A 26,700-nucleotide genomic window follows, 5' to 3' on the forward strand; every position below is an offset into this window, starting at 1 on the left:
TCAAGGTGTGCTTGCAATTTTTGGGGATTCCGACTAGGCTCGGCGCTGGCTCATGGCTCAAGCGCCATCGGGCCGTGAGAAGGCTCCGATGCTCTCACTCATCCTCCCCGCTTATAACGAAGCTCATCGCATCCGCCCGTATTTGAGCGAAATCCAACAATACTGCCAACGGCACCCCCTGGCCTTCGAGGTGATCGTGGTCGACGATGGCAGTACCGATGGGACGGCGGCACAGGTGCAACATTACTCCGCCGACTTTCCCGCGCTACGACTGCTCCGGCTCACGCGGAATACGGGGAAGGGAGCTGCGGTCCGGGCGGGCATGCTCGCCGCCAAGGGGGATCTGCGGTTGATGGCCGACGCCGACGGCGCCACGCCGGTAAAGGAATGGGAGCGGCTCGAGAGAGCGGTCCGTCTCGGCGCTGACGTGGCGATTGGATCGCGGTTTCTTGGCTCACGTGATCCGCTCTATCGCGTGGAGGCACGATGGCATCGGACCGTATTGGGCAATCTGTTCAATGCGCTCGTTCGCCGTCTGGCCGTCTCCCACGTCCATGACACGCAATGCGGCTTCAAATTGTTCACGAAGGTCGCCGCGCTCGATCTGTTTTCCGTCAGCCGGATCGATGGCTATGGATTCGACCTGGAAGTACTGTTCGTCGCCGGCCGTCGGGGTTATCGCATTGCCGAAGTCCCGATCAACTGGTCCGACCAGCCCGGCTCCAAGGTCAGCGTCCTGCGTGACGGATTCCGGATGCTTCGTGAACTGCTGAGGATTCGGCGCAACGACGCGGAGGGCCTTTACGAGCGACGCCACGAACCCGCGGCTCCGCCGGCCTTCACCGAGGCCTTCCACTCCGTCATCCCCTGACAAATATGGCGGCCTTCTGATCTTGATAGACGCACCGCCACGCTGGCTCTCGGCGCAGCGCCGTATCCAAGACACCGTGACGCTCCGTCAGCACCCAGTCGACGGCATACTTGTCGAGGACCTGCAACATCGGCGGATCCCAATGCACCAACGCCAGATAGTCGTAGAAGATCCACCGGTCCCCGATTCGCCACGCCGGCATCCGGCCGTCGATAAAAATCTTCTCCCCGGGTAGCCACCACAAAAGAAAGCCGCCGAAGCCGTAGTCGTTATAGAGGCGCGTCCCGATCTCGGCCCGATGCGCCTTCACCCAGTCGATGGCCTCGATCGGATACTCCGTCTGCTTGAAGTACTCGCGTGGATTGGTGCCGCATAGGACGATCCGTTCGAGGTGATCACTCCCCAATCCAATGAGAAGCGCCGCGGCCGCACAGGAGAATCCGAAGGACCAGAGACGGAGATGGCTTCCCACGGCCGGTATGGACCGTGCCAGCGCCGCACCGGCCGCCGCAAGCATCTCAGCAGCCAACGGCACACTGACGATGAGAAACAGCGGGACATTCCGCCAGTGCCGAAGCGCCAAGACCAGCAGCGTCAGGACGACGATCCAGCGGACCGGCTCCACTCGTCGATAGAACATCGCTCCGGCCACGAGCAAACCGCCGACGTAGACGGCTACCGCGCGACCTGCTTGGTCCCGTATCGAGAGCGGCTGCCATTCGCGCAGTGTATCGACCATCAATCGATCGCTCAACGACTGCGCGATTTCGTCATACAGCCGCCATCCGTAAGGATTGATCAAGGTCACGAGCATGCAAAGCACGAACACGATCGCCACGAGCCCAAGGTCCGACCACGGAAGGACGGGTTCATCGAGCGACGTTGCGATTTGAGGATACCGATCGACGATCACGCGTACGATGCCTGAGACGATGAGGATCAGCACCAAGACGAACAGGCCCGCCGTGAATCCTCCATGGAGGTTCGCCCACAAGAGAAAGAGCGCAGGCATGAGCCACAGCACGCGGCGTTGGCCATCTGTAAACCGCTGCCAGAGGAGCAGCAGCACCGAGACCGCGAGCAGCGTGACCATCTGGATGCGGGCACCCAAAAATGGGAGCGCGATCCATCCGGCCAGCGCCATTGCCGCGAGCCGCGCGGTGCGTGGTGCTCGCGCCGTGGAGCCCGCGAACCAGAACGCCGCCGTGATCACCGCGCCGAACAGCAGAATCACCGCCAAGGGTCCGACCGTGCCGAAGGCGCTAAAGACGAGCGCGAGGAGCCCGTCACTCAGCCAGGCATGCTCGACCCATGGCCAATCCGGCATCGTATGCGAATATGGGTCCGTCACCGGCATCTGCCAGCCGTGCTGAAGAAGATCGAGCCCCGTGCGCAGGTGCCAGCCGAAGTCGGGCTCGACCAAGGGTTGCAGCGCGAGGTTCAGGAAGAAGAGAAACAGCAGCGCATCGAGCGCGAAATTTTCGTAAGACGCTCGGCGTTGCTCGGGCATCGGTCCGGCGGCGGGTAGAGAGTTTCGGCTGCCGATCAACCAGTCACGATTCACGGATCCCGAGCCACTGGTCGCGCGACGAACAGATTCCCGAGCACGAGCCACTCCACCTTGGTGCGCAGAAAGGCCGCCACGGCATCATCTGGGGTGCAGACGATCGGCTCCTGGACGTTGAACGAGGTGTTCAACAGGACGGGAATCCCGGTCGTTCGATCGAAGGCTTCAAGGAGCCGCCGGTAACGCGGATTGGAGGTTCGATCGACCGTGTGGACGCGCGCCGTGCCATCCACGTGTGTGACGGCTGGGATGAGGCCCTTTGCCGAGGGGCGAACGGCGGCGGTCAGCAGCATGAAGGGAGAGGGAGCGGACAGCTCGAACAACTCGGCCGCTCGCTCCTCCAGCACGGAGGGAGCAAACGGGCGAAACGGTTCGCGCAGCTTGACCTTCGCATTGATCAACTCCCGCATGTCCTCGCGTCGGGGATCGGCGAGGAGGCTGCGATTGCCGAGCGCCCGGGGCCCCCATTCCATCCGCCCTTGGAACCAGCAGACCAAGCGCCCGCTCGCAAGTTCCCCGGCCACGCGCGCGCACAACTCCTCCTCGGAAAGGCTCTCATACGAGAGCCCGGCGCGGTCGAGCGCTGCACGACAGGCCGCGTCACCGAACGAAGGGCCAAGATAGGCGTCCCGCAGCACGGGGCGGTCTTGCAAGTCCCGCCGACGCTCGGCCAGCCAGAGCGCAGCGCCAAGCGACGTCCCTGCATCTCCGGGAGCCGGCGGGATAAAGATCCGTTCAAAGCCGGCGTCGGTGAACAGCCGGCGGTTGGCGACACAATTGTGCGCGACCCCGCCCGCCAGACAGAGGTCGGTCGCGCGCGTCACGCGCTTGAGGTGACGGGCCATGTGCAGCAGGGTCTCTTCGAGCACGCGCTGTACGCTGGCGGCGATGTCTCGATGCCGCGCGGTGATCTCCTCGTCGGGCCTGCGTGCGGACCCGAGCAGCGTCAATAGGGTCCGACTGAAGATTCCGACTCGGGCGAGATGAAAATCGAGCACGGCCGTGTTCAATCGAAAGCCGCCGTCGCGATCGAGAGAGAGCACGTGCTCCCGAATCGCCGCCGCGAAACGAGGCTCGCCGTAGGCGGCCAAGCCCATCACGATGTATTCGTCACAGTCAGGCTGAAAGCCTAGGAAGGCCGTCATGGCCGCATAGAACTGTCCTAAGGAATGAGGCAGCGGCACGCGGCCGAGTACATGGATGTGATGCGCCTCACCCAAGGCATACAGTGCCGTGTGCGCCTCGGAGGCGCCATCGACGACGAGAATCGCCGCGCGATCGAAGGGTGAGACGAGGTAGGTGCTGGCGGCATGAGACACATGGTGATCAAGAAACGTCGGCGGAACGGCGAACGCGCCGACGTGCCGGGCCAACCGGCGACCCAGGAACGCGAGCTCCGCCCATTCGTGGCGAAGCCGCTCGGCGCTCCGCCGACCTTTCACGTTGAACAAAGCGGGTGAGCGGAACATCGCGGAAAGCGCCAGTCGCGCCCGCCGGCCAAGAACCCAATACTTCCACGGTACGGCGATGGCATCGATGTCCGCCGGAACGGCCCCCGCGTGTTGAAGACAAAACCCGATCGCGCGCACCGGCAAACCGGACACGTGCTTGATGCGCACGAACCGCTCCTCCTCCGCCGCGGCCACGATACGACCATCATGGATCAGCGCGGCGGACGCGTCGCGCATGTTGGAAAGTCCGAGGATCAGCATTCCGTTCTTTATCGGCCGGTAGCATAGAGAACCAAGCGGACGGTGACAATACCGTGACGGCCTCGTCCAAGTTGCATTCGCACGGCATTTTCGGTAGGGTGTCCCCGGTTCGCCGCTATGCGTCACCTCTACCTCGTCCTCGTGCTGGCCGCAGTCCTCTTCAGCGCCGGGTGTCAGCGGGTCGGCTCGGTCTTCCAGCGAACGCCGCTGCCTGACATGGGGCCTCCTCTACCCGCGTCCATTCGCGTCGACTTCGATCCGGCGCTGACGGAAGCGGTGGCCAGCTATGCCGACGCCTGCAATCATCCCAACGAGCTGCGGATCGGCGAGGAAGTTGAGTCCGTTCTCCTTGATGCCGCACATCAAACCTTCAAAGCCGTGCAGATTCCCGGGCAGCCGGCCTCCGCCCCGCCCGACGTGACGGCCCGTTTCACGCTTCAGCAATCGGGGCTCACGATCCAGACCGACAACGTCTATGATCGGCTCCCGGCCGAGCTCACGCTGGAATCGACGGTCGTGTTTCGTGACCGGAACGGCAACATGCTGGGCGAACGCACGTTGAAAGCAACGCGCCGCGACAAGATTATCTTGGAGCCGACACAGCGGCGATGTGCCTATGCGTCGATCGACGGATTCCTGCACGATGCCGCAGTGGTCCTCGCGTCACAATTTATGCGGGAAGCGCGAAGTCTGCTCGATCCCCTTCAAGCGCAAGGCTCTGTCCCACAGCCAGCCACACCGATCGAAACAACGAAGACAAAAGCATCGCTCCCTGAAGGTCCCAAGCCGACCCCCACCGTCGCGGCACCGCCGTCGTCGGTGCCGACCGCACCGGCCGTCGAATCCGTGGATCGGACGCCGGCGGTGTCGACCTTGTCCCAGCCGCACATTTTCGTGCTGGCCGTCGGCATCGGCACGCATCGCGATCCGCAGATGCCGGGGCGAAAGTACGCCACCTTGGATGCCGAGATGGTCGCCAAGTCCTTTCAAACAGCCGCGGGCGTCCCTCCCGCCAACATTCGGGTGCTGTTGGATATGAAGGCCTTGCGGCCCGATATCGAAGAGGCTGTGCTGGATTGGCTCCCGAACCATGTCACGGCTGACTCGATCGTCATCGTCTACTTCTCAGGGCAAGCGAAAGTATCCCCGTCGGGAGAAGTGTTCCTGGTCCCTTACGAGGGAGGACTGTCGACGAATCGCCTGTACCCACTGAAAGATCTGCAGCTCGGTCTAAGCCGGTTGAAAGCACGACAGGCCGTTGTCATCTTTGACGGGGCGGTCTCGCGGCTGACCGGCGATCAAAAAGGGCGTAGCAAAGACCCGCAATGGGATCTCGGCGGGAGCAACGTCGTAAGCCTCGTCGGGGTCACGGGCGTGAAGGAAGGCCTGGAGTCGGATAAGCTACACCACGGCCTCTTCACCTACTATCTGTTGAGAGGATTGAAAGGGGAAGCTGATGACAATCTCGATGGAGAGGTGACACTCGCGGAGTTGAGTGCGTTTCTGATGCGATCAGTCCCTGCCGGCGCAAAAAGCGCGTTCAATCAAGAGCAGCGCCCTTTGGTCCAGCCGATGCCCCAGACCAACAAAGCGGCATCGATCCGCCTCAGCAAGGTCGTCGACTCCTCTCATTAGGACCAACGGCTGCTGGCTCTTGTCATCGTTTTCTTCTGCCCCAAAAAAAAGCGGAGGGCCGAAGCCCTCCGCTCAATAGTCCCGCAGTCGTTTATTCGTGACCTTCTTTACAGAAGCTGCGCTCGTAGTTGATGATCGTCCAAGCTTCTTCTTCGGTGATCGCGGCCGGAATCAGCGGCACCATCCCGGTTCCCGGGCTCCCGTTCTTGATCACCCAGAACAACTCCCCGTCCTTCCGCTTCTTGTGGAACTTGCAGTTCGTGAAGTTCCGAGGACTCGGGTTCAGAATCTGCCCGGCCGGCCCATCGCCCTTGCCTTCCTTGCCATGGCAATTGAAACAGGTGCCCTTGCCTTCAAACAGCGCCTTCCCCTTGGCGATATTCTCCGGCGTCGCAGGAACAGGATTTTTCATGGCTTTCGCATCAGCGATTTGATCGGCCGGCACGCGGGGCTTCAAGGGATCCCGCTCCTCCGCCATGGCAGCGGTGGCCGCGACCAACATGAAGGCGGACAAAAGACCCACGGACTTGGCAAAGTACCCCATCACGGCTCCTCCTTTGTGTAATGCCTGATGTAAGGACGTTGATAAAAAGGGCTGGCAGACTCGCTCGCCAAAAGCGGCGGCACTATAGCAACGCCTCCTAATCGTTGTCAAGCAAATGGCGCCTCTCGTCTACGACCCGACGACCACCATCCCTGTGATTACGACCCAAAAACAAAGTCCATGCCATGGCGGTCCAAGTGAGAACCGGCCATGAAGGCGTGTTGACAGTGGTTTTATTTAGGGATGGCTTTGAGTCAGGAGAGCGGTCAATCGGAGGGATCAGCGATTCTGCCTCATCCTGCGCACATCCGCCTCAGTCCCGGCCTTAGCGCTTCAGCACAATGTCGCGGATGACTTTTCCGCTCGCGCCGAACGGACCTTGCTCTTTCCCGTTCAGCTCGACCCGGACGCCACCCGCGTTTCCAAGGGTCAGCGTGAAATGATCGTTGCCTTTCCACTCAACGCGCTCGCCCGGACGCAACAGCGCTTCCTCCGGACTGCCGCCATCGACCTGCACGACCACCCAGGTCAATTCGAGCGCTTCGACGCCCAGGATCAACGGGACGTCAGACGCCACACTTCCCAAAACATCGTCACGATGCACACTCGTCGTCAGCGTCTCCTCCTTGTGGGGAGGCGCCACCGGGGGAACGACGGCAAACGCGGCCGGCGGTGCCGGCTCCGACGTGGACACGGAGACAGGCTTGTCTCGCTCAGCCGGTCCCGACACATCGACAGTCGGCGAGGTCTGCGGGGGATGCGCCGGTTTCGTGCTGGATGCCTCCACCTCGGCCGGACGGGGCACCGGCGCGTTGAGGCTCCGCTCGCGCGACATCAGGAGCACGATCCCAAGCAAGGCCACGGCGAGCGCGGCGAGGACGACCTTGCGATTCGTCTTTTTCCGCCGCTCATCTTGGACCTGCTTGACCCTCAGCAACTCGCGTTCGGCTTGTTTCTCGTAAAAGGCGCCGGCGGAGCCCTCGAACCGGCGCATGGCATCTTCTTCATCCAGCCCGAGCGACCGCGCGTAGGACCGCACGAAGCCCTTCGCAAAGACTTGATCGGGCAGCTTCGTGAAATTTCCTTCTTCCAGCGCGATCAGGAAGTCGGGATGGATGCGGGTCTTCAACGCCACGTCGTCGAGGGTCAACCCCTTCGTCTCACGGACCTGTCGAAAAAATTCGCCGATCGATTCCATAGTGCTACGGTTTCAGCCGCTCCATGAGTTTTCCGGCCTCCGCCGCGTAGGGGCCTCCTTTATCCAAGGTCTTCACGCGCGCCAACATTTCTTTCGCCTTCGTGTCATACCCCAACTTCCCGTAAACTCGGGCGAGCTCGAGATTGATGGCGGCGGGCGGCACGGACGCGGGCGTAATCAACAGCGCATCTTCGAATGCTTGGGCGGCACCTTCGAGATCCCCTTCGTGGACGAGCGCACGACCCAAATTGAACCAGGCCAGATCCGGCGTGCCGTAGAGAGGATTGATCAAGGCGCGGCGGTATTCGCGGACGGCCTCGTCCCAGTGGTTTTGCCGCTCCAGGACCTGCCCAAGATAGTTGTGCGCCTCGGCATAGTCGGGGTCCACCTGCAACGCCGCGCGGAACTCTTCCTCGGCTTGGGGATACTTCCCCTGCAACGCATAGAGGTGGCCCAAGGAGTAATGGGATTCCTTGTGCTTGGGATTGACCTGGAGGGCTTTTTGAAATGAGACGAAGGCCTGCTGCCGGTCCGTGTCGATATTCGCCAACCCTTCCTGGTAGTAGCCCTTGGCCTTCTGGAGCTTCTCTTCGCTGGCACAGCCGGCGACCACTGGAAGCACGGTGGCCAGAAGCGCCGCGAGACAGCCGAACCCGCGTCGCCGTAAGCACGTCCAGGTCGCCATCATGCCAAGTCCTCAAAATGAGTCAAGCGCTTAAACTCCCGGAACCGCCCCTCGATTTCTTTGTAGTCGAGAACACGCAGGCGGTCAAGACTAAACGCTTCGACGGTAAAGGACGCCATGACGCTGCCGAAGATAATCGCCTGTCGGATCGCAGAGTCCGAGAAATTCCCGGTGGCGGACAGATAGCCCATGAACCCGCCCGCAAACGTATCGCCGGCGCCTGTGGGGTCCTTCACCTCTTCCAATGGAAACGCCGGAGCGCCGAAGACCTGTTGTTGGTTGAACAGCAGAACGCCATACTCGCCGCGTTTAATGATGAGATACTTCGGCCCCCGCGCCAAGACTTGCTTGGCGACCTTGACGAGGTTGGAGTCCTGCCCGAGCAACCGCGCCTCGCCATCGTTGATGATCAACACATCCACGTGCTCGAGCACCCGCCACAGCGCGTCCCGCTTGCCTTGAATCCAAAAGTTCATCGTGTCGCAAGCGACCAGCGACGGCCGTTGGACCTGCATCAACACGTCCAATTGGAGTTCCGGATCGATGTTCCCGAGAAACAGCATGCCGGGCGACCGATAGGCCGGCGGGATCTTCGGGCGAAACGTTTCGAAGACGTTCAGCCGCGTATCGAGCGTGTGGGCCTCGTTGAGCTGATAGGTATACTCACCTTTCCATCGGAAGGTTTGGCCTGACCGGCGTTCCAGCCCCGCCAGGTCGATCTTTCGGCTTTTGAGGAACGTGAGATGCTGTTCGGGGAAATCCTCGCCGATCACCGCAATCAATTCCACTTGCGTGAAGTAGCTCGCGGCGACGGAAAAATACGTGGCTGACCCGCCTAGCACTTCACTGGCCTCGCCGAACGGCGTGCGAACGGTATCGAGCGCGACCGAGCCGACGACCAGGAGCCGTCCCATCAGCGGCCTCCCTTTGCTTTGGCGAGATACGGACGAATGAAGAGATCGAGTTGCGCCTTGGTGGTCTTCGGGATCGCTCCCGGGGCGGTGATGATTGCATGCTCCAACGCCCGGCCGCAGCCGCACGTGCGTGGCTCGCGTAGCAGATCCACCGCGCCGCGGATCACCCGCTTGGCCAACTCGACGTTCTTATGGAGGATCGCCAGGATCATCTCCACAGTGACCGGCTCTTCGCAGTCGTGCCAGCAGTCGTAATCGGTCACTAGCGCCATCGTCGCGTAGCACAACTCCGCTTCGCGCGCGAGCTTGGCCTCCGGCATGTTCGTCATCCCGATCACGTCCACGTCCCATTGTCGGTAGACACGCGATTCGGCCTTGGTACTGAATTGCGGGCCTTCGATGCACACGTACGTCCCGCCCTCGTGCGCGGTCGCGCCGATTGACCGCGCCGAAGAGGCCAGTGCCCTCATGACGGACGCACAGACCGGATCGCTGAAGGCGACGTGGGCGACGATGCCGTGCATGAAAAACGAGCTGACCCGTTGCTTCGTCAGATCGATAAATTGGGTGGGGAACAGCAGATCCCCCGGCTTCACGGTCTCTTTCATGCTGCCGACGGCGCTCACTGAGATGACCCTCGTCACGCCGATCGATTTCAACGCATAGATGTTCGCGCGGTAGTTGATCTCGGTCGGAGAGAACCGGTGCCCGCGGCCGTGCCGCGCCAAGAAAGCCACGGAAACACCGTCGAGCGTCCCGAGCATCAACGCATCGGACGGCGCGCCGAAAGGCGTCTTCACGCGGACCTCATGGACGTCCTCTAAGCCTTCCATGCCATAGAGCCCGCTTCCGCCGATGATGCCGATGTCTGCGTGTTGCCTGCCGCGTCCGCTTGCCACTCTGCCTCCTACCAGGATGTTGAAAAAGGCCGCCAGCTTCGTTCTCGCATCAGTCGGAGGCTCAACGTACAGACAAGAGTACGCCTCGCCTCCTCCTTCGCTGCCGCCTTGGCCGGGAAGGGGCGCGTCTTGGCGCGCCCGGGGCGGGCGGGTGAAATGGACGGCCTTTTTGAACATCCTGCAGCGTTGTCTCTACTCATGTTGCACCTTGAAGTATTGTGGCCTCTGAAGTCCTGGAAATCGTTTTTCAACATCCTCCTACGCCGATGCAGGGAGCCGCATGTTATCCGCGGCTGGCGTTAAGGTCCCGAGAAACGTGTCGATGAGGCCGACGATTCGATTCGCCACCGAGTCGGTCGATTCGTCCTCGTCAATGTGCAGCCACACAAGGCCCGGCTCCTTTCGGAACCAGGTGAGTTGACGTTTTGCGAAATGGCGAGTATCCCGTTTCAACCGACGCACCGCTTCCTCACAGGAACATTCGCCGGCCAGATACGCGGAGAGCTGCCGGTAGCCCAATCCCTTCATCGAGGCCAACTGACGGCCATAGCCGTGCGCCAACAGACCTCGTGTTTCGTCCAGCAGGCCGCGGGCCAGTTGGTCCTCCACGCGCGCGTCGACCCGCTGGTACAACGCGTCTCGATCTCGGTTCAAGCCGATGATCAATGCCGAAAAGGACGGCTCCATCCCGGCATGTTCTCGATGAAGATCCGAGAGTCGACGGCCGGTCATGCGAAATGCTTCCAGCCCGCGAATGATCTTCACCTCGTCGTGGGGGTGAAGGGTTCGCGCTAAGGCCGGATCGATCTCCGCCAGGCGCCGATGCAACTCTCCCGGACCTCGCTCGCGGGCGATCTTAGTCAACTCCTCCCGGTACGTCCAATCGGCCGGCGGGCCGTCCCACAATCCCCTGATGACGGCGCGCACGTACAACCCCGTTCCACCCACCATCAGCGGAACGCGGCCCTCGGCATGCAAGCGCTCTATTTCCGTGATGGCCAGGCGGCGGTACTCCCCGACATTGAACCGCTGATCCGGCTCGACTAGATCGATCAGGCGATGCGGGATCCCGCCCCGGTCGTCGACCGTCGGTTTGTCCATGCCGATATCCATCCCGCGATAGACCTGACGTGAATCGGCTGTGAGAATCTCGGTACCGAGCGCCTGTGCGACGGAAATCGCAATCCGGCTCTTGCCGACGGCAGTTGGGCCGACCAGGGCAATCAGAGGCTTCGTGGTAACGAAGTGTCGAGTGCTGAGTGCTGAGTGCTGAGTAAAAGCCATAAGGAAGCCAAAGACTCACACTGACGAAATCATCGGTCACCGTCCGAACATCTTCTCCAATTCGTGGATCGGCAGCCGGAGCACCGTGCGTCGGCCGTGGGGACACGTCGTCGGCAAGCCTTCGTCTACCCAGTCTTCGATCAGCGTCTTGATCTCGGGCAAGCTCATGGGGCGTCCGGCACGGACAGCCGTGTGACAGGCGAGTGATGCAACAAGCGGGCGACGGCGTTCGTCGAAGGATGTTGCGGAGCCACATTCAATGATGTCCTCCAGCACATGACGCAGGAGCGGCATCACGTCCCCGCCGGCGATCAACGCCGGAACCGCCCTGACGACAAAGGCGTTCGGGCCGAAAGATTCGATGTCGAACCCGAGGCCCGCGAGCGCGGGTAGGACCTCCTCCATCACCACTGCCAAGTGCGGTGCCAACTCGAGCGACTGCGGGATCAACAGACATTGGGACGCCGGGCTCTGACGAGCGGCGGTTCGCCAGAACCGTTCGAAGAGCACCCGCTCGTGCGCCGTGTGTTGGTCCACGACCTGCAATTCGTCGCCAACCTGCGCAACGAGAAACGTCCCTCCAATCTGGCCGAACGGCGTGACCGGCGCCCGGTGGTGAACAAGATAAGCTGACGAACTCTCCCGAACTGCACTGCCGGGACCAACCATGGCGAGGCTCGACGACCCCACTTCGCGTTCGCCATCACGGAGGCTAAGGTGTTCGACGGGATCGAATCGTTGGACCAGGGATCGTTGTTCCGACGATGGGGTACTGAGTCCCCCCGACGATGACGGCATCGTTATGGCCCGAGAAGGAGGAACTCCGAGCGCCGATCTGACCGCACGCCGTACGGCTTGATGGACCCACTCTTGATCCGCAAACCGAACTTCCCGCTTGGTCGGATGGACATTCACATCCAGCCGCGCCGGATCGGCCTCGAGGAAGAGCACGAACAGCGGATGGTATCCCTTTGTAATCGCGCCGCCATACGCATCGTACACGGCATGGGAAACAGTGGCATTGCGCACCGAACGGCGGTTCACGAAGAGATCTTGTGGAGAACGACCGGCCCGCGCGTGCACCGCCTGTACCACGACGCCGTGCACCTGGATACCGGGATCTTCGCCGCCGACCGGCACCATCTTATCGAGCACAGCCACGCCATACACCTGTCGCAGCCGATCGTTCACGGATCCCGCACAGGGATAATTGAGAACGGCTTGCCCGTTGTGGCTCAACCGGAAATGGATCGCGGGCCACGAGACGGCGGCCTGCTGGACCGCGTGACAGATGTGTGAGAACTCGGTTCCGGTCGACTTCAAGAATTTTTTCCGAGCCGGGGTGTTGAAGAACAGGTCGGCGATTTCGATTTGTGTGCCCGCCGGCGAGGCGGTCTCCTCGAACCGCCTCCGCACGCCGCCGACGGATTCGAATCGCGTCCCCGTCATCTCGCCCCGACGTGTCGTCACCAGTGTCACATGCGAGACGGCCGCGATGCTGGCCAACGCTTCACCACGGAACCCCATCGTTCGTACACAGGCCAGGTCGGCTTCGCTCTGCAGTTTGCTGGTCGCATGCCGCTCGAAGGCCAACGGCACATCGATGGGACTCATGCCTTCGCCGTCGTCGATGACCTTGATCGATGTCCGGCCTCCGTCGACCACTTCAACGGTGATGGTCGTACTGCCGGCATCAATACTGTTCTCGATGAGCTCTTTGACGACGGCGGCCGGGCGCTCGATGATCTCCCCGGCGGCAATTCGGCAGACGACATCGGCGGGAAGAATCCGAATTGTTCCTGCTGTCGCGCCGGCAATCATCGTGGGGTGATCCGGGTTTCCGAGCAGGGGCAGACCGTAGAGGAGGTGAACTGTGCCGCAGAGCGGCCGCGCCCAATTCGCCGCGGGACCGCGCTGCCGGCGTTCATCGGAGCTCCGCTAACTTGTTCTTGGCCAGCTTGGCTTCGTCGGACGTCGAATACTCTTCGATCACACGCCGAAAATAGCCGCGGGCTTTCGGCAGGTCTCCCGCTTCGGCCGCCACGACGCCAAGCTTGAACAGCGCGGGCGGGACCTTTTCGTTCCGGGGATATTCGTTGACGACTTTTTGGAAGGCTTGCAGTGCGCGCGAATAGTCTTTCAGGCTGAAATAGGACTCGCCGATCCAATAGTACGCGTTCGGCGCCAACGAGGTCGAGGGAAAATCTTTGAGGAAGCGTTGGAACCCGCTGATCGCGAGTTCGTACCGACCGGTGAGATAATCATTATATGCGAGATTGAACGCAGAGGTCGGAGAGATGCTTGGCGTCCCTGGGAGGGGCGGCACCGTGGGGGTCGGCGGCTCCATCGCGTCAGCGGGCTTTGCGGCTTTAGGCGCCGGCTCCTCGGGCTTCACGCCCGTGGTTGCCTGATTGTCCTCCAGCCGATTCAGACGATTCTCGAGATCTTTCAACCGGACCGCCAGATCCTGAAGCCGCTGCTGCGAAACCTCCGGTGGTTTTCCGCCTTCGTCGGCCGGTCGTCCCGTCGTCTCCAGCGCTTGCAGCCGCCGCTGGATTGCTTCCTGCCGCTTCATGAGCTGATCTTGGCTCTTGCTCAAGTTTCCAACATCCTCACGCAACTCGAGATAGTCGGCGTGCTTGGCGCAGCCCGACAGCAAAAGGCCCACAACGAGGCCAACTCCGATGAGGGAACCACACTGCGGCGTCGCGACCCGGCTTGTTTTCTTTTCCGTCACGCTCATCTCCGCATGATCATCGAATTTGCTTCAACTGCGCAAGCTTTTCCATCGCCTTTCCGGCCTCGGGGCTATTTGGATAGCCGTCGACGACTTGGCGCCACACTGAGGAGGCGCGATTGCGGTCCTTCAGCGCGAGGTAGGCGAATCCTTTCTTCAAAAGCGCGGCCGGCACCTTTTCACTCGTCGGATAGGCGGTCTTCACACGGTCGAAGGCTTCGATCGCACGCGCGTAGTCCTTCTTGCCGTAATAACATTCACCCATCCAATATTGAGCGTTGGCTGCCAGTTCCGAATGCGGGTAATCCTGCAGAAACTGCGTGAAGCCCTGCAGCGCGGCGTCGAAATTCCCTTGTTTGAAGGTGGTAATGTACCGGTCGTACACCTCTCGCGCCTCGCGGGCCGACGTGTCGCGCGTCGCCGTTTCTCGCGCCGCTGCGGGGGGCGCCGGAGGCGCAGGAGCGGGCGCAGGCGGCGGCACCTCGTGCGGCGGTGCCGGCTGCGGGGATTCTTCGGCGGCACGCGGAGCCGACGTTTCTCGCACGGTCCGCAACTGCCCAACGGTCTGATTCAAGCTCGCGATTTGCGTATCCAACGCGTGGAGGTTCTTGACCAGCTCATCGAGCCGCCGATCCTGCTCCTCCACCCGACCGATCAGTTGTGCGCTCACGGTTTCCAGCGCCTTTGCGACGGTCGCGACGCTCTTGTTGACCTCGTTGAGATGCGCCGTCGTGGTTTTCGAGTCGTTTTCGACCTTGGTCGTCAGTGCGTCCGCTCGACCGGACACCTTCGTGCTCAGCTCAGCCGTCCGTTGCTCTTCCTGAACCAGCTTCTCTCCCAAGCCTGCCAGCGCCTTCTTATAGTCGGCGAGCGCTTTCCCATATTGGGCAGCTTGCTCGGTCAAGGTCCGGCTCTGGGCATCTACTTGTTGCAATCGCCCTTCGAGCGTCGCAAGTGTCTTCCCGTGCTCATCCACCCGCCCCGCCACCGGCTTCACGATCGATTCGACGGTTGCCGGGATCGATTCAAGCCGAGCGTTCACCGCATCCAATCGCCCGCTGATCTTGCCCAGCTCCTCGTGCAGACGCTCGCGCTCTGCCTTCGCGGCGGCTGCCTGGTCGGCCTGCGCCTTTTCGACGGCACCGAACCGGCGAGTGAGCTGATGCTCTACATCGTCCATCCGGCTCCGGAGCGTCGTCACCTGGTGGCCTTCTTTGTCCAGCCCCCCGCGCAATGCCGGGAGTTCCTCCTCGCGCAGCGCCGAGATTTCCTGGCTGAGCCGCGCACGCGTCTCGCTCACCAGCTTGTCGATATCGACCTTCGCCTGTTTGACGGTCTGCTGCAGCTCCTTGTCACGCTTGTCGAGCTGAGTGATCTGCTTACTCAAATCGCCTTTGACCTGATTCAGCTCGGCCTGTTGTGCAAGACAGCCCGAAAGCAAGACGAGCAGGACGCCGACGATCAGCGCGTGGGGACCGCCGCTCCGGCGGCCCAAGCCGTCGCCACAGGACCGCGACACGCTATTGCGCCCGAACGACAAGATGGCCGCGCCGGTTCTGCTGGTAGCAGGATTCGTCATGCTCGCTGCAAAAGGGCCGTTCCTTGCCATACGACACGACGTTCAATTGCTTGGGATTGACGCCCAGCTCGACGAGATACTTCTGCACGGCCTTCGCCCGCTTCTCGCCGAGCACGAGATTGTACGCCAAGGTACCACGCTCGTCGCAGTGCCCTTCGATGGTGACGCTCTTCGTCGGGTTGGCCTTCAACCACTCCGCGTCCAAGAGCAACGTCTGCTTGCCTTCATTCGTAATCTGCCAGCTATCGAAGGCGAAAAAGACGTCCTCCAAGCCTGACGCGGCCGTCGCAATCTGTTCACGCTGCATTTCCTCTACACGGCGTCGGCTCGCCTCGGCCGGCTCGACTTTCGCGACGACGATCTCATTCGGGACCCGCGCTTCCTCCGATCGTCTGGAGGCCAACGGCTGAGTCGACGGCGCCGGCTCGGTATTCGAGAGCGACGGCACGGACGTTGGAGCCGAATCGAGACCACTGGGCTCGAGCGGCATCGGTTCCGAGGGGGACTGACGCGCGAACTCGGATGGCCGGCTCGTGACCGCCGAACTGCTCGGCGTCGTTGTGCCCGTCTTTGGCGCGGTAGCTTCTCGCTTGGCGCCCGGCTCAAACGACTTGGAGCCCGAGTTGGCTTGGATGGATTTGGTGCACGCCGAGGCCGTCAAAAGAAGGAACCCCGCCACTCCGGCAACCAACAGACGATCACATGTGCGCATACGCTGCTCCTTATAGGGTGGACCGACTACTCGCCTCGCTCCCAAGGCGAACCTCTTACAGCGGCGACCAGGCAGGACTTGTATGAGAAGTTCCTCCAGATGTCAATCGTTCCGGCTCGGTGCCGTCACTATTAATCATGTAAATGTGACTCTTTCCCTCCGCGGTCGAGCTGAAGACGAGGTGCCGGCCATCCGGCGACCACGAGGGTGAGTCGTCCACCCCGCCCCCGGCGGTGATGCGTACGCGCTTCTGCCCGTCCGGGGTGATCACACACAACTTGTACTGGTGCTGTTCGGTTCGACAGACGTAGGCGATCCATGTCCCCCGAGGCGACCATGCCGGCGCGGCGTTGTAATCACCCTCGAAGGTCAAGCGCCGCACGTTGGAGCCATCGGCGCTCATGATGTAGAGTTGCGGCCCACCCCCCCGATCACTCGCAAAGACCAGCTCTCGGCCGTTCGGCGACCAGGAAGGAGACAGATCGCCGGCGGCGTGGAAGGTCAGTCGCTGGAGGCTTTTCGTATTCGTATCCATCTTATAGATCTCGGAATTCCCGTCCTGGCTCGTCGCAAAGGCAAGCGAGTTGCCGTCGGGCGAAAGGGCCGGCGTGATGTTCAATCCCGGCAAGGCGACCAAGGTCCAGCGGCGGCCCGTCGCCAATTCCACCATGTCGATGTACTGCTTCGTACGCTCACGATATGACGTAAAGATCAAATAGCGGCGGTCCAGCGACCAACGGGGCATCAAATTCAGGAACCCGTCAGCCGTGACCTGTCGCGGGCCATAGCCGTCGTAATCCATGACGTAGAGTTCCCGGCTTCCGTTGTGTTCCGATACAAACGCGATCTTGGTCCGAGCGATGCCCTGCTCGCCGGTGTACCGGAAGACCAATTCGTCGGCGAGCCGGTGTGTCATCTGCCGCCAGACGGCCGGCGAGCCGATATACCGACGATCGGCGACGACATCGCTGCTGCCCGCATCGAAGACGAATCCGTCGAGCAGCAGATCGGCTTCCCGCGTGGCGACCTTTCCCCACACCAGGACCGAAATGCCTTGTTCGGCCGCTTGTCGGAAAATTTTCTTGTCGACGGCATCCTTGCCGCCGTCCTTGCCATTCCCATTTAACTTAATGCCGAGCTTCGCCAGATCGGCGACCGAGAACACCAGGGAGCGCTTTAAGTCCGCGCGGAGCACATCGGCGGCGCGCTCGCCCGTCGTGTCTTGCTCTCCGCCATCATGAAAACCCAGCACGCCGATGGGAATTTTTTGAAAATCCGGGCGCGTCGCCTCCATGTAGACATCCTCGGCGCCCGATTCCAAAATCCCGATCAGCGCGCTGGCACACGCGAAGTACAACACAACCCACAAGGTACGCATGGTCAACTCACCGGCTCTCCAACAGAAAAACTAAAATGCGCGTCCAAATAAGGCAGCGTGAGATCTTGCGGAAAAGGGGGAAGCGGGTTCGCGGCCACCACGGCACGCTTCGCCGCCAAGTCGTAGTACTCGTTGCCCGATGACTGTTCGATGGCAATCCCGCTCACGTTCCCGGTCCTATCCAATCGGAATTTGATGATCACCTGAAGCGGCGTCCCGCTCACGTCGACCGGCGGCGCGATCCATTGACTGCTGATCCGCTTTTGGATTGCCGCCAAATAGGGGTTCCCCTGACTCAAACCCGGCAGCTGCAGGGTCGTCACGGGCGTCTTCATGGCCGGAGGTTTCGCAGCGACGACCGGCTCCGTCCGCTGCGTGGGCCGAGGTTGCGGAGGCGGCGGAGGGGGAATCGCCGCCTGTTGCTTGAGCTTCTGAAGTTGCGACGTCAACTCGTCACTCACGGCCGGGGCAGCCGGCTGCTTCGGTGGATCAACGGCTCGGGGCCGTTCAACGGACGGCTCGGGCACCTGAAGATTCTTCAACAGCTTTTGGACTTCTTCCTCCGTCTGCCGCGTGGTCTCCTTGGCAGGCGCTGCTGGCGGCGGTTTCACCTCCGCGAGTTTTGGAACCTCGGGCAGACTGAATCCCTTGAGCACCTCCCGGTTCAGCGACGGGCGAGGAGGCGGCGCGGGAGGAGGCGGCGTTGGAGGAGCAGTGGGCGCGGGCGCGTCCATGCGGGGTTTGGGAGATGAAACAGCACGAGCCGGTTGCTCCAACTTGGATGGTGCGGGCGGCGTGAGGGGTCGCGGAGTCGGCCGAGCCTGGGGCGGCGGCGGAAGATGGACGGGCTCGACCTTTTCGTGTTTCACCGGTGACGTTGGCTTCTGCGGCGGCGTTTCAACCGGCTTGGTCTCCATCGGCTCTGCGGGTTTCGTTGATGTCGCCGACGCCTCCGGCTGCGGAGTCGGTAGGGTCACCAACGACACCTCGTACGAGGCGAGCGGCCGCTCAACCTTCGAAATCCGCAAGCCGGCCAAGAGCATGACCAGGCCGACGTGCAGCAACAACGAGAGCCCGAGCATCCAACGGATTCGGGCCTTCGCGCTCTCGACGTCCCCGAACAAATCGGCCGCCAGCCCTGGATACACCCCGGCGCTCACGGCAGTCCTCGCCTTTCTGAACGATCTTCCACGCGTTCGCGCTCCGGTGGATCGGTCACCATGCCAAGCTTCTCGATCCCCGCCCGCTTGACGCCGTCCATCACTTGCACCACCACGCCGTACGGCACGTCGCGATCCGCACGGAGGTACACCGACACCTCCGCATTGCGCGCCTTCGCCGACTTGAGTCTTGGCTCAAGCTGGGCCAACGGCACGGCGTCCTTGTCGACGTAGACCTTCTGATCGCGCTCGACGGTGACCACGATGCGCTCTTCCGGCTTGATCGTATTCGTCGACGAGCTGGGGAGATTGATATCCATGCCGCGGTACAACATCGGCGCCGTGACCATGAAAATGATCAGCAGCACCAGCACGATATCGACGAGCGGGATGACGTTGATCTCGGCGAGAAAGCGGCGACGCCGGCTTTCGATGATCATCCGCGAACCCCGACCTGCTTCAACCGGGTCTGCACGTAGTTGAGCAGCTCGATAGTAAACGCTTCGACCCGGAACGCGGATTTCCGGATACGGGCTAGATAGTAATTATAGGCAATGACGGCCGGAATTGCCGTAAAGAGTCCGGCGGCTGTGGCGATCAATGCTTCGGCGACACCAGGGGCAACCGCCGCGATGCTCGCTGTGCCTTGTTTTCCAATCTCACGGAATGAATCGATGATACCAAGCACCGTGCCCAGCAAGCCGATGAACGGCGTGATGTTACCCGTCGTCGCGAGAAACGGCAGGTACGCCTCTTCGCGCGAGATCTGGTCCTGCATGACATGCGAGACGACCCGTTCGAGATATTGGCGATCGGGCGGGTCAGCCTCGAGCGCCGAAAACGTCTCGGCTCCGTCCCGCTCGGGCGCCACGCGATCCATCACCGAGAGAAAGACCGCGGCGCTGGGACTGTTCGGACACTGCCGGGCTTGGCGTCGAAGTTCGTCCTTCTCTTGCGCTTTGGCATAGGCTTGCAAGAAGCGGCGATCGTCCTTATCGACGGCGCGGAAGATGCGCCACTTGTAGAGGATGATCGCCCAGGAGACGACGGAAAAAAGAAACAGCGCGAGAAGAACGATTTTCGACACGGCTCCAAGTGAACCGACCAGTGCCATCGGACCGGCTTGGAACGTCATATGCGGCTAGTGCAACTCCTCCTGTCGGATGTGGCCGTGACTGCAACTGCGTGCGGAATGGAAAGGAAAGTGGCGGGGCCGACGGGATTTGAACCCGCGACCTCCAGATTGACAATCTGGCGTCCTAACCAAGCTGAACGACGGCCCCCCGCTGCAATTGGCAAGGAATGTTCCGAGTGGAGCGTTCGGTGTTCGTCCCGGCCGCTACAAGACCCCGCGGCTGGTAGGCGGAACAGGGATCGAACCTGTGACCTCTGCCTTGTAAGGGCAGCGCTCTCCCAACTGAGCTATCCGCCTAAAAAATCTCACGATTGCTCAGTAGGTTGCGGATAGTATCAAGTCCGCCCCCCCTTGTCAACGTCCGTTGAGATTTGTTGGGGACGAAGCGATTTGGTCGAGGTCCGGTGATGTCCGCGCTCCTTCCGGGGGAAGAATTGCGTGTGCAATTGCTTTAACCGGGTGCGCTCGACCTGTGTGTAAATTTGTGTCGTCGAAAGTTTGCTGTGCCCCAACATCGCTTGCACGACTCGCAAATCGGCCCCGTGCTCGAGCAGATGTGTCGCAAAGGAATGGCGTAGCATATGCGGCGTGATCGCTTTCGCGATGCCACATTCCCGCGCTCGCGCGCGCATCGTGAGCCAAAACGCTTGGCGTGTCATTTTGCGTCCCCGCCGCGTCACAAACAGATGCGGCGAGGACCGTTGCTTGATCAGTGTGCGGCGGGCTGTTTCCAAATAGGATTCAAGTTTGGCCTTCGCCACATCGCCGATCGGCACGACCCGTTGCTTCCCGCCCTTTCCGTTTGAGAGGAGGTAGCCGACGGGCAAATTGACTTGCGTGATTTCAAGATTTACGAGTTCAGAGACCCGCAGGCCGGTGGCATACAACAATTCGAGCATCGCCGCGTCGCGAATCCGTTCGGGCTTGGCGCCGGCCGGGTGATCGAGGAGCTTGGTCACTTCCTGCTCGCTCAACGTTTTCGGCAACCGCAACCATCGACGCGGCGTGTCGATCGCTACCATGGGGTCTTCCGCCAACATGCCCTCTCTCAGAAGAAAGCGGCAGAACCGGCGGAGCGCCGCTAGCCCGCGCGCCAGAGAGGCCGGCGCGAGACCCGCCCGCTTCATGTCCTCCAAAACGGCTCTGATGGTTTGCCGCGTGAGCGCATCCGGACCGGCCAAGCTCCGCGTGAGGAGATAGGTTTGTAGCTTAAGGAGGTCGCGTCGGTAGGCCTCCAGCGTATTGGCCGCCAGGCCGCCCTCGATGCGCAATTCCGACAGGAACCGCTCGACAAGATCGTCCAGCGGAAGCCGCAGATCCTGAGTCGGTGGCGGGAGGCGCGTCGCAACCATCTACAAATCCCAGCCGCGCGGTGTGCTGCGGACTATAGCACGATGGACGACGAGTAGCGCACCGGGCGTCCTTGACACTCTAAAGACCCGTCTCCTATAGTGATTCATTCATGCTGTTTCGCCACCCGCCTCGGTCCGCACAGCGACGCGACAGTAGCCCCATCGATTCTTTCCAGCGACCTTCACGCCCACGATTTAGACTGAAGAGCCTGATCGCGCTGCTCGGCATGGCGTTCGTGCTCGTGTCTTCCCTCGCGTCCGTGGCTGGCACATCCTCTGCCCCGCCCTCGAAATCACCGCCGGCCCCGATACGGCCGACACTCGAGCAGGCGAAGATGCTGATCGAGACCCGTCAGGAGGGTGCGGCGATTGCCACGCTGAAAAAGTTCCTCGCCTCCTCGCCGCGTGCCGACGACATGGATGACGCCTATCTCCTGATGGCTGCCGCGTACGTCAGTAAGAAGGAGCACGAGGAGGCGATCGGTTACTTGAACCAACTGCTTGCGGAATTTCCGTCGTCCGAACTCGCGGGGCGCGCTCGGCTGATGCTTGGCGCCGCATTACTCGCATCCGGAAAATCTGATGCCGCCTTGTCTGCCCTCGTCGAGGCAAAGACGACGGTCGATGAGCCGGAGGTCAAGCGGCAGGCCTCACGGATGATCGCCGAGCTGTACGCGCAGAAGTCCGACTGGCAGCGCGCCATTCAGGCCTGGGTCGATGAACTGAACGCCTCGCCGCCGGAGCAACGCAACGAAACGCGGAATCGCGTGAAAGACGTGATCTTCGAGAAACTCGACAAGAAAGCCTTGGTGCGGCTCCGCGATATGTATCCCACGGAGTTCCCCGGCGATCTTGCGCTCATCCGTCTGATCGAGATGCAGAGCGCCCAGGGAGCCGATGCGCTCGCCGAACGGAACATTCGCGTGTTTCTCGGTCGCTTCCCGAATCATGAGTACGCGCCGATCGCCATCGACATGCTCAAGTCGTTTCAAGCCAAGCTCAAGGGCAGTCAGTACCGCCTGGCAGCGGTCCTCCCGCTCTCCGGGCGCTTGCAGGCGTTCGGGCTCGAAGCCCTCAATGGAATCGAGATCGCCATTGAAAAGGGGCGCGACCACCTTGGGATGAATGCGGTCGGCCTGCAAGTGCTCGACAGCGAAACGGACAAAGCCGCGTTGAAATTGGAGTTGACCGACCTCTTGCAAGAGGATCGGCCGCTGGCCGTCATCGGGCCGTTGCTGTCGCGCGATCTCCCGCTGGTCGCGCCGCTCGCCGAACTCTACGTGACGCCCTTCGTCACGCCCTCGGCCAACGTCGCGGACGTTCGTCACCTCGGAGCTTTTCTGTTCAGCACCGCGCTGACGCAACCGTTGCTCGCGCAACGGCTCGCCGAGCATGCCGTGGTCACGTTGGGGTACAAACGATTCTGCATGCTGTATCCCGACACGCCGCACGGTCATGAATTGGCCGCGCTGTTCGCCACTGAGGTCAAAAAGCGCGGGGGAGAGCTGATTGCCGCCGAGTCGTACAAGGAGAACGAGACGGACTTCGGGCAGCCGATCAAGCGCCTGAAGGAAGCCGATCTCAAGAAATATGGACAGGCGACCACGGCCAAGGCGGTCAAAAACGGCAAGAACATCACGCGCACGATTTACACGCCGGGATTCGACGCGTTGTTCGTGCCGGCCGATGTCACGCACGTCCCTCTCGTCGCCTCGCAGCTTGCCTTTTATGACGTCAAGGTGCCGTTGCTCGGGACGAATGACTGGAACGTCCCGACGCTCCCCAAGCTGGGCGAGCGTTATGTCGAAGGGAGTACCTTTGTCGACGGATTCTTCCTCGACAGCCCCGATCAAGCCGTGCGAGAATTCGTCGATCGGTACCGCCGAAAATATCAAACGGACCCGTCGCCGTTCGCCGCGCAAGCGTATGATGCCGCGCGCATTGTGATCGAGGCCATTCGACGTGGGGCGACGAGCAGCAAAGGGGTCTACGAGCAGCTGGTCGAGACCCAGGATTTTTTGACGCTCACTGGTCCGGCCGCCTTTGCCTCGAACGGCGTCTTGAACCGGCGCTTGTATATCATTCACGTGAAAAACGGCCGCTTGGTTCAATTGAACTAGCAGCAGTCCACGATGGAATCCCTCTCCCAGATTCTCTACACGGTGTCGTATTTGGCCTTGCCGCTCATGCTCGCGATGGTCTTGCACGAGTATGCGCACGGCTGGGTGGCGAACCGCCTCGGCGATCCGACCGCCCGACTGCAAGGGCGACTGACCATGAACCCCAAGGCCCACATCGATCCGTTCGGGACGATCATCTTCCCGCTGCTGTGCTTGATCCTCCCCGGCGGCTTCTTTCTCGGATGGGCGAAGCCGGTACCGATCGATCCGAGCAAACTTCGTGATCCCCGCCGCGGCATGGCCTTGGTCGCCGCCGCCGGGCCGGCCATGAACCTGATCTTGGCGATCGGAAGCGCGCTCTTTTACGCCGCCCTGCTTTCCCTCGATCCAAGCTTGCCGGCGTACTGGCCGCCTCAACCCGACGTGAATCCCCGGCGCGACCTCCTCGGGATGCTGCTGGTCCCGCTCGCGGCTATGGCCTTGTATTCGGTCCTGATCAATACCGTGCTCATGGTCTTTAATTTAATTCCCATTCCGCCGCTCGACGGTGGGCGGATCTTGACGAGCCTCTTGCCGGTCCGTTCCGCCATCGCGCTCAGCAGGCTGGAGCCGTATGGCATGTTGATCATCGTCGGGCTGATCATGCTGGATCCGCAGATCCACGTCATCCATACGATCACCGGCACGTTGGTCGATGCGATGGCGGGCACGATTTTGTCCAGCGTCTTGGAGTAGCGTCCGACCATGGCGAAGAAACGAGTCTTGAGCGGGATGCAGCCGAGCGGCCGGCTCCACCTCGGTAACCTTCTCGGCGCATTGGAGAACTGGAAAACGCTGCAAGAGCAGTATGAGTGTTTTTTCTTCGTGGCCGATTGGCATGCCCTCTCCACGAATTATGCCGATACCAGCCACGTGCGCGAGTACATTCGTGAGATGGTGATCGATTGGCTTGCCGCCGGCATCGATCCCAACCGATCGACGATTTTCATCCAGTCGTCCAACCCCGATCATGCGGTGCTGCATCTGCTCTTGTCGATGATCACGCCCATTCCCTGGCTCGAACGCAACCCGACGTACAAGGAGAAGCAGGAACAGATCACAGAGCGAGACCTCTCGACCTACGGATTCCTGGGCTACCCGGTGCTGCAGGCCGCCGACATCCTTGTGTACAAAGCGGAGTACGTCCCGGTAGGCAAGGACCAACTCCCGCACCTTGAACTCACCCGTGAGATCGCCCGGCGTTTCAACAGCCTCTATAAGGCCGTCTTCCCGGAGCCACAGGAACAACTCACGAACTATCCCAAGGTCCTTGGCACGGACGGCCGGAAAATGAGCAAGAGCTACGGCAATACCATCAATCTCTCCGACCCCGAGCCGGTCGTTCGGCAAAAGCTGAAGACCATGGTGACGGACCCGGCACGCGTCCGGCGTACCGACCCCGGCAATCCGGAGATCTGTCCCGTCTACGACTTTCACAAGATCTACTCCTCACCGGCCGTCATCGAGCGGGTGAACCGCGAATGCCGCACCGCGGAGATCGGCTGCATCGACTGTAAGAAGCTCGTGGCCGACGCGATGGTGGCGAAGATGTCGCCGATCTGGGAGGCCCGCCAACAATACAGCAGCAACCTCAAGCGCGTGGAGGACATCGTCGCGTCCGGCGCCGAACGCGCGAAGACGGTCTCCCACCAGACGCTGGAAGAAGTTAAAGACGCCATGAAGATTTGAAGAGGGGCGGGTAGAGTCTTCCGCTCCTTAACGCCTCCCGGAAGGGCTTGGCGAACCCTTCCTTCCGGCGAATTCCGCTCCCGGCCCTACCCGCCCCTCTTCCATGGAATAGAAAGTACGGGTGTGGCGGCCCGCCCTTGCAGCCTTCTGCAAGGGCAAAGTCGATACTGTTTCAGCGAAGCGAGTTTATCGGCTTGGCCACCACGACTTCCCACAACGGGGGCGGGACGAGGTGCCCGTAACTGCGCCCATCCAACGAGCACATTTTGATCGTGCGCGTTGTGCGAACAACTAGGGCACCTCGTCCCGCCCCGCCAACGCCCCTTCCTTTTTATCGTCTTGACATCCCTCCCCTCGCTCGCTACGATCCGTCCGGTTGCCGGTCGCATGTCTCGGCCGGCTTTTTTATTTCTAGCCAAGCACACTTCGACACGCAGTTCGGGGAGGACTAAGAAGGGGAATCCGGGCAATGGCTATTCGAATTGGCATCAACGGGTTCGGGCGAATTGGACGCAATGTCTTGCGCGCGTCGCTTGGCGATCCCGAACTGGAATTCGTCGCGGTCAACGATCTGACCGATGCAAAGACACTCGCGCACCTACTGAAGTACGACTCCATCCATGGCACGCTCAGTGTCCCGGTTGAAGCCCGAGAGGATGAGATTCTCATCAACGGGAAGTCGATCAAGGTCTTGGCCAAGAAGGATCCCAAGGAACTCCCCTGGAAGGATCTCGGTGTCGATCTCGTCATCGAATCGACGGGCCGGTTCACCGACCGGGAAGGAGCCAGCAAACACCTGTCAGCGGGCGCCAAGCGGGTCATCATTTCGGCACCCGCCAAGGATCCGGACGTGACGATCGTGCTGGGTGTCAACGATGACATGTACGATTCGAAATCGCATCACGTAATTTCGAACGCATCCTGCACGACCAACTGTCTCGCTCCGGTGGCCAAGGTGCTCATGGAGACCGTCGGAATCCGGCACGGCATCATGACGACGATCCACTCGTATACCAACGATCAGAACCTGCTCGACTTGCCGCACAAAGATCTGCGGCGGGCCCGTGCGGCCGCCCTATCCATGGTGCCGACCTCCACGGGAGCCGCGAAGGCGATCCATCTGGTCCTCCCGCTGTTGAAAGGCAAACTCGATGGAAGCGCGATCCGCGTGCCGACCCCCAATGTCTCGCTGGTCGATCTGACCATCGAAGCCGAAAAGGACTGCGACGTTCCATCCGTGAATGCCGCTTTTCGCCGAGCCGCTGAAGGACGGTTGAAGGGCATTCTGAAATATTGCGAGGAGCCGATCGTCTCGTCCGATGAAAACGGCGATTCACATTCGGCGGTGCTCGACTCGCTCCTGACCACCGTGCTGGATAAACGCATGGTGAAAGTCATGGCCTGGTACGACAACGAATGGGGATATTCCTGCCGTGTCCGGGACCTGGCAAAATTCATCGCCGCCAAGTCGTAAGCTCGTTCTCCCGCGC

Annotated in this window: 23 protein-coding genes and 2 tRNA genes; 6 read left to right on the top strand and 19 right to left on the bottom strand. The window is 61.4% G+C overall.

Translation table 11 applies throughout. The features are described 5' to 3' along the window. The first annotated feature begins 88 nt into the window (after positions 1-88). Complete coding sequence (locus AC1U7K_RS05215) at positions 89-871, top strand: dolichyl-phosphate beta-glucosyltransferase (protein WP_480249808.1); 783 nt, start codon at positions 89-91, stop codon at positions 869-871. Here AC1U7K_RS05215 and AC1U7K_RS05220 read toward each other — a convergent pair. Then, on the bottom strand, positions 861-2,435 hold the full coding sequence (locus AC1U7K_RS05220) for a hypothetical protein (RefSeq protein ID WP_480249810.1): 1,575 nt from the start codon (positions 2,433-2,435) through the stop codon (positions 861-863). The genes AC1U7K_RS05215 and AC1U7K_RS05220 overlap by 11 nt on opposite strands. Then, positions 2,432-4,150, bottom strand: a complete 1,719-nt coding sequence (locus AC1U7K_RS05225; protein ID WP_480249811.1) for a carbamoyltransferase family protein — start codon at positions 4,148-4,150, stop codon at positions 2,432-2,434. The genes AC1U7K_RS05220 and AC1U7K_RS05225 overlap by 4 nt, the downstream gene beginning before the upstream one ends. 117 nt (positions 4,151-4,267) lie before the next feature. Here AC1U7K_RS05225 and AC1U7K_RS05230 point away from each other — a divergent pair, with 117 nt between their 5' ends. Beyond that, on the top strand, positions 4,268-5,785 hold the full coding sequence (locus tag AC1U7K_RS05230) for a caspase family protein (protein ID WP_480249813.1): 1,518 nt from the start codon (positions 4,268-4,270) through the stop codon (positions 5,783-5,785). Between the two features lie 91 nt (positions 5,786-5,876). On the opposite strand, the gene AC1U7K_RS05235 is transcribed toward AC1U7K_RS05230, so the two are convergent. From AC1U7K_RS05235 to xerD, 17 genes are all read right to left on the bottom strand, one after another. Then, positions 5,877-6,329, bottom strand: coding sequence for a c-type cytochrome (locus tag AC1U7K_RS05235; protein ID WP_480249814.1), 453 nt, complete (start codon positions 6,327-6,329; stop codon positions 5,877-5,879). Between the two features lie 325 nt (positions 6,330-6,654). Further along, positions 6,655-7,527, bottom strand: a complete 873-nt coding sequence (locus AC1U7K_RS05240) for a helix-turn-helix domain-containing protein (RefSeq protein WP_480249815.1) — start codon at positions 7,525-7,527, stop codon at positions 6,655-6,657. Positions 7,528-7,531: 4 nt separating this feature from the next. Then, positions 7,532-8,215 (bottom strand): tetratricopeptide repeat protein, encoded by a 684-nt coding sequence (locus AC1U7K_RS05245; RefSeq protein WP_480249817.1) that lies wholly within the window; start codon positions 8,213-8,215, stop codon positions 7,532-7,534. Next, the gene (locus AC1U7K_RS05250; protein WP_480249819.1) at positions 8,212-9,126 is read right to left on the bottom strand and encodes a PfkB family carbohydrate kinase; all 915 of its coding nucleotides are present in this window, start codon (positions 9,124-9,126) and stop codon (positions 8,212-8,214) included. The genes AC1U7K_RS05245 and AC1U7K_RS05250 overlap by 4 nt, the downstream gene beginning before the upstream one ends. Continuing rightward, the gene (mtnP, locus tag AC1U7K_RS05255) at positions 9,126-10,025 is read right to left on the bottom strand and encodes an S-methyl-5'-thioadenosine phosphorylase (protein ID WP_480249822.1); all 900 of its coding nucleotides are present in this window, start codon (positions 10,023-10,025) and stop codon (positions 9,126-9,128) included. Before mtnP ends, AC1U7K_RS05250 begins: the two co-directional genes overlap by 1 nt. Positions 10,026-10,283: 258 nt before the next feature. Next, positions 10,284-11,309, bottom strand: a complete 1,026-nt coding sequence (gene miaA, locus AC1U7K_RS05260) for a tRNA (adenosine(37)-N6)-dimethylallyltransferase MiaA (protein ID WP_480249823.1) — start codon at positions 11,307-11,309, stop codon at positions 10,284-10,286. 36 nt (positions 11,310-11,345) lie between these two features. Next, on the bottom strand, positions 11,346-13,130 hold the full coding sequence (mutL, locus tag AC1U7K_RS05265; protein ID WP_480249825.1) for a DNA mismatch repair endonuclease MutL: 1,785 nt from the start codon (positions 13,128-13,130) through the stop codon (positions 11,346-11,348). Positions 13,131-13,233: 103 nt separating this feature from the next. After that, positions 13,234-14,052 carry a tol-pal system protein YbgF gene (gene ybgF, locus AC1U7K_RS05270; RefSeq protein WP_480249826.1) on the bottom strand — a complete coding sequence of 273 codons (819 nt, stop codon included), beginning with the start codon at positions 14,050-14,052 and terminating at the stop codon, positions 13,234-13,236. 10 nt (positions 14,053-14,062) lie between these two features. Next, positions 14,063-15,625 carry a tol-pal system protein YbgF gene (gene ybgF / locus AC1U7K_RS05275; RefSeq protein WP_480249827.1) on the bottom strand — a complete coding sequence of 521 codons (1,563 nt, stop codon included), beginning with the start codon at positions 15,623-15,625 and terminating at the stop codon, positions 14,063-14,065. Next, positions 15,567-16,337, bottom strand: coding sequence for a peptidoglycan-associated lipoprotein Pal (gene pal, locus AC1U7K_RS05280; protein WP_480249828.1), 771 nt, complete (start codon positions 16,335-16,337; stop codon positions 15,567-15,569). The genes ybgF (AC1U7K_RS05275) and pal overlap by 59 nt, the downstream gene beginning before the upstream one ends. Positions 16,338-16,392: 55 nt before the next feature. Next, positions 16,393-17,715, bottom strand: coding sequence for a Tol-Pal system beta propeller repeat protein TolB (gene tolB / locus AC1U7K_RS05285; RefSeq protein WP_480249830.1), 1,323 nt, complete (start codon positions 17,713-17,715; stop codon positions 16,393-16,395). Between the two features lie 2 nt (positions 17,716-17,717). Beyond that, entirely contained in the window at positions 17,718-18,875 is a 1,158-nt protein-coding gene (locus AC1U7K_RS05290) for an energy transducer TonB (protein WP_480249832.1), read from the bottom strand. Further along, entirely contained in the window at positions 18,872-19,315 is a 444-nt protein-coding gene (locus AC1U7K_RS05295; RefSeq protein WP_480249834.1) for an ExbD/TolR family protein, read from the bottom strand. Before AC1U7K_RS05295 ends, AC1U7K_RS05290 begins: the two co-directional genes overlap by 4 nt. Further along, entirely contained in the window at positions 19,312-19,989 is a 678-nt protein-coding gene (locus AC1U7K_RS05300; protein ID WP_480249837.1) for a MotA/TolQ/ExbB proton channel family protein, read from the bottom strand. Before AC1U7K_RS05300 ends, AC1U7K_RS05295 begins: the two co-directional genes overlap by 4 nt. A gap of 91 nt (positions 19,990-20,080) precedes the next feature. Beyond that, a tRNA-Asp gene (locus tag AC1U7K_RS05305) sits at positions 20,081-20,158 on the bottom strand. Between the two features lie 73 nt (positions 20,159-20,231). Next, positions 20,232-20,307: transfer RNA gene (locus AC1U7K_RS05310), tRNA-Val, on the bottom strand. A 38-nt stretch (positions 20,308-20,345) separates the two neighbouring features. Continuing rightward, positions 20,346-21,362, bottom strand: a complete 1,017-nt coding sequence (gene xerD / locus AC1U7K_RS05315; protein WP_480249840.1) for a site-specific tyrosine recombinase XerD — start codon at positions 21,360-21,362, stop codon at positions 20,346-20,348. 335 nt (positions 21,363-21,697) lie between these two features. Here xerD and AC1U7K_RS05320 point away from each other — a divergent pair, with 335 nt between their 5' ends. The 4 genes from AC1U7K_RS05320 to gap all read left to right on the top strand — a co-directional run bounded on the left by AC1U7K_RS05320 (position 21,698) and on the right by gap (position 26,684). Further along, the gene (locus tag AC1U7K_RS05320) at positions 21,698-23,482 is read left to right on the top strand and encodes a penicillin-binding protein activator (RefSeq protein WP_480249841.1); all 1,785 of its coding nucleotides are present in this window, start codon (positions 21,698-21,700) and stop codon (positions 23,480-23,482) included. Positions 23,483-23,494: 12 nt separating this feature from the next. Continuing rightward, entirely contained in the window at positions 23,495-24,217 is a 723-nt protein-coding gene (locus AC1U7K_RS05325) for a site-2 protease family protein (protein WP_480249842.1), read from the top strand. 9 nt (positions 24,218-24,226) lie between these two features. Continuing rightward, positions 24,227-25,210, top strand: a complete 984-nt coding sequence (gene trpS, locus AC1U7K_RS05330) for a tryptophan--tRNA ligase (RefSeq protein WP_480249843.1) — start codon at positions 24,227-24,229, stop codon at positions 25,208-25,210. Between the two features lie 469 nt (positions 25,211-25,679). Next, positions 25,680-26,684 (top strand): type I glyceraldehyde-3-phosphate dehydrogenase, encoded by a 1,005-nt coding sequence (gene gap / locus AC1U7K_RS05335; protein WP_480249844.1) that lies wholly within the window; start codon positions 25,680-25,682, stop codon positions 26,682-26,684. The last annotated feature ends 16 nt before the right edge of the window (positions 26,685-26,700 follow it).

The sequence above is a fragment of the Nitrospira sp. Vd2 genome, assembly GCF_979581665.1.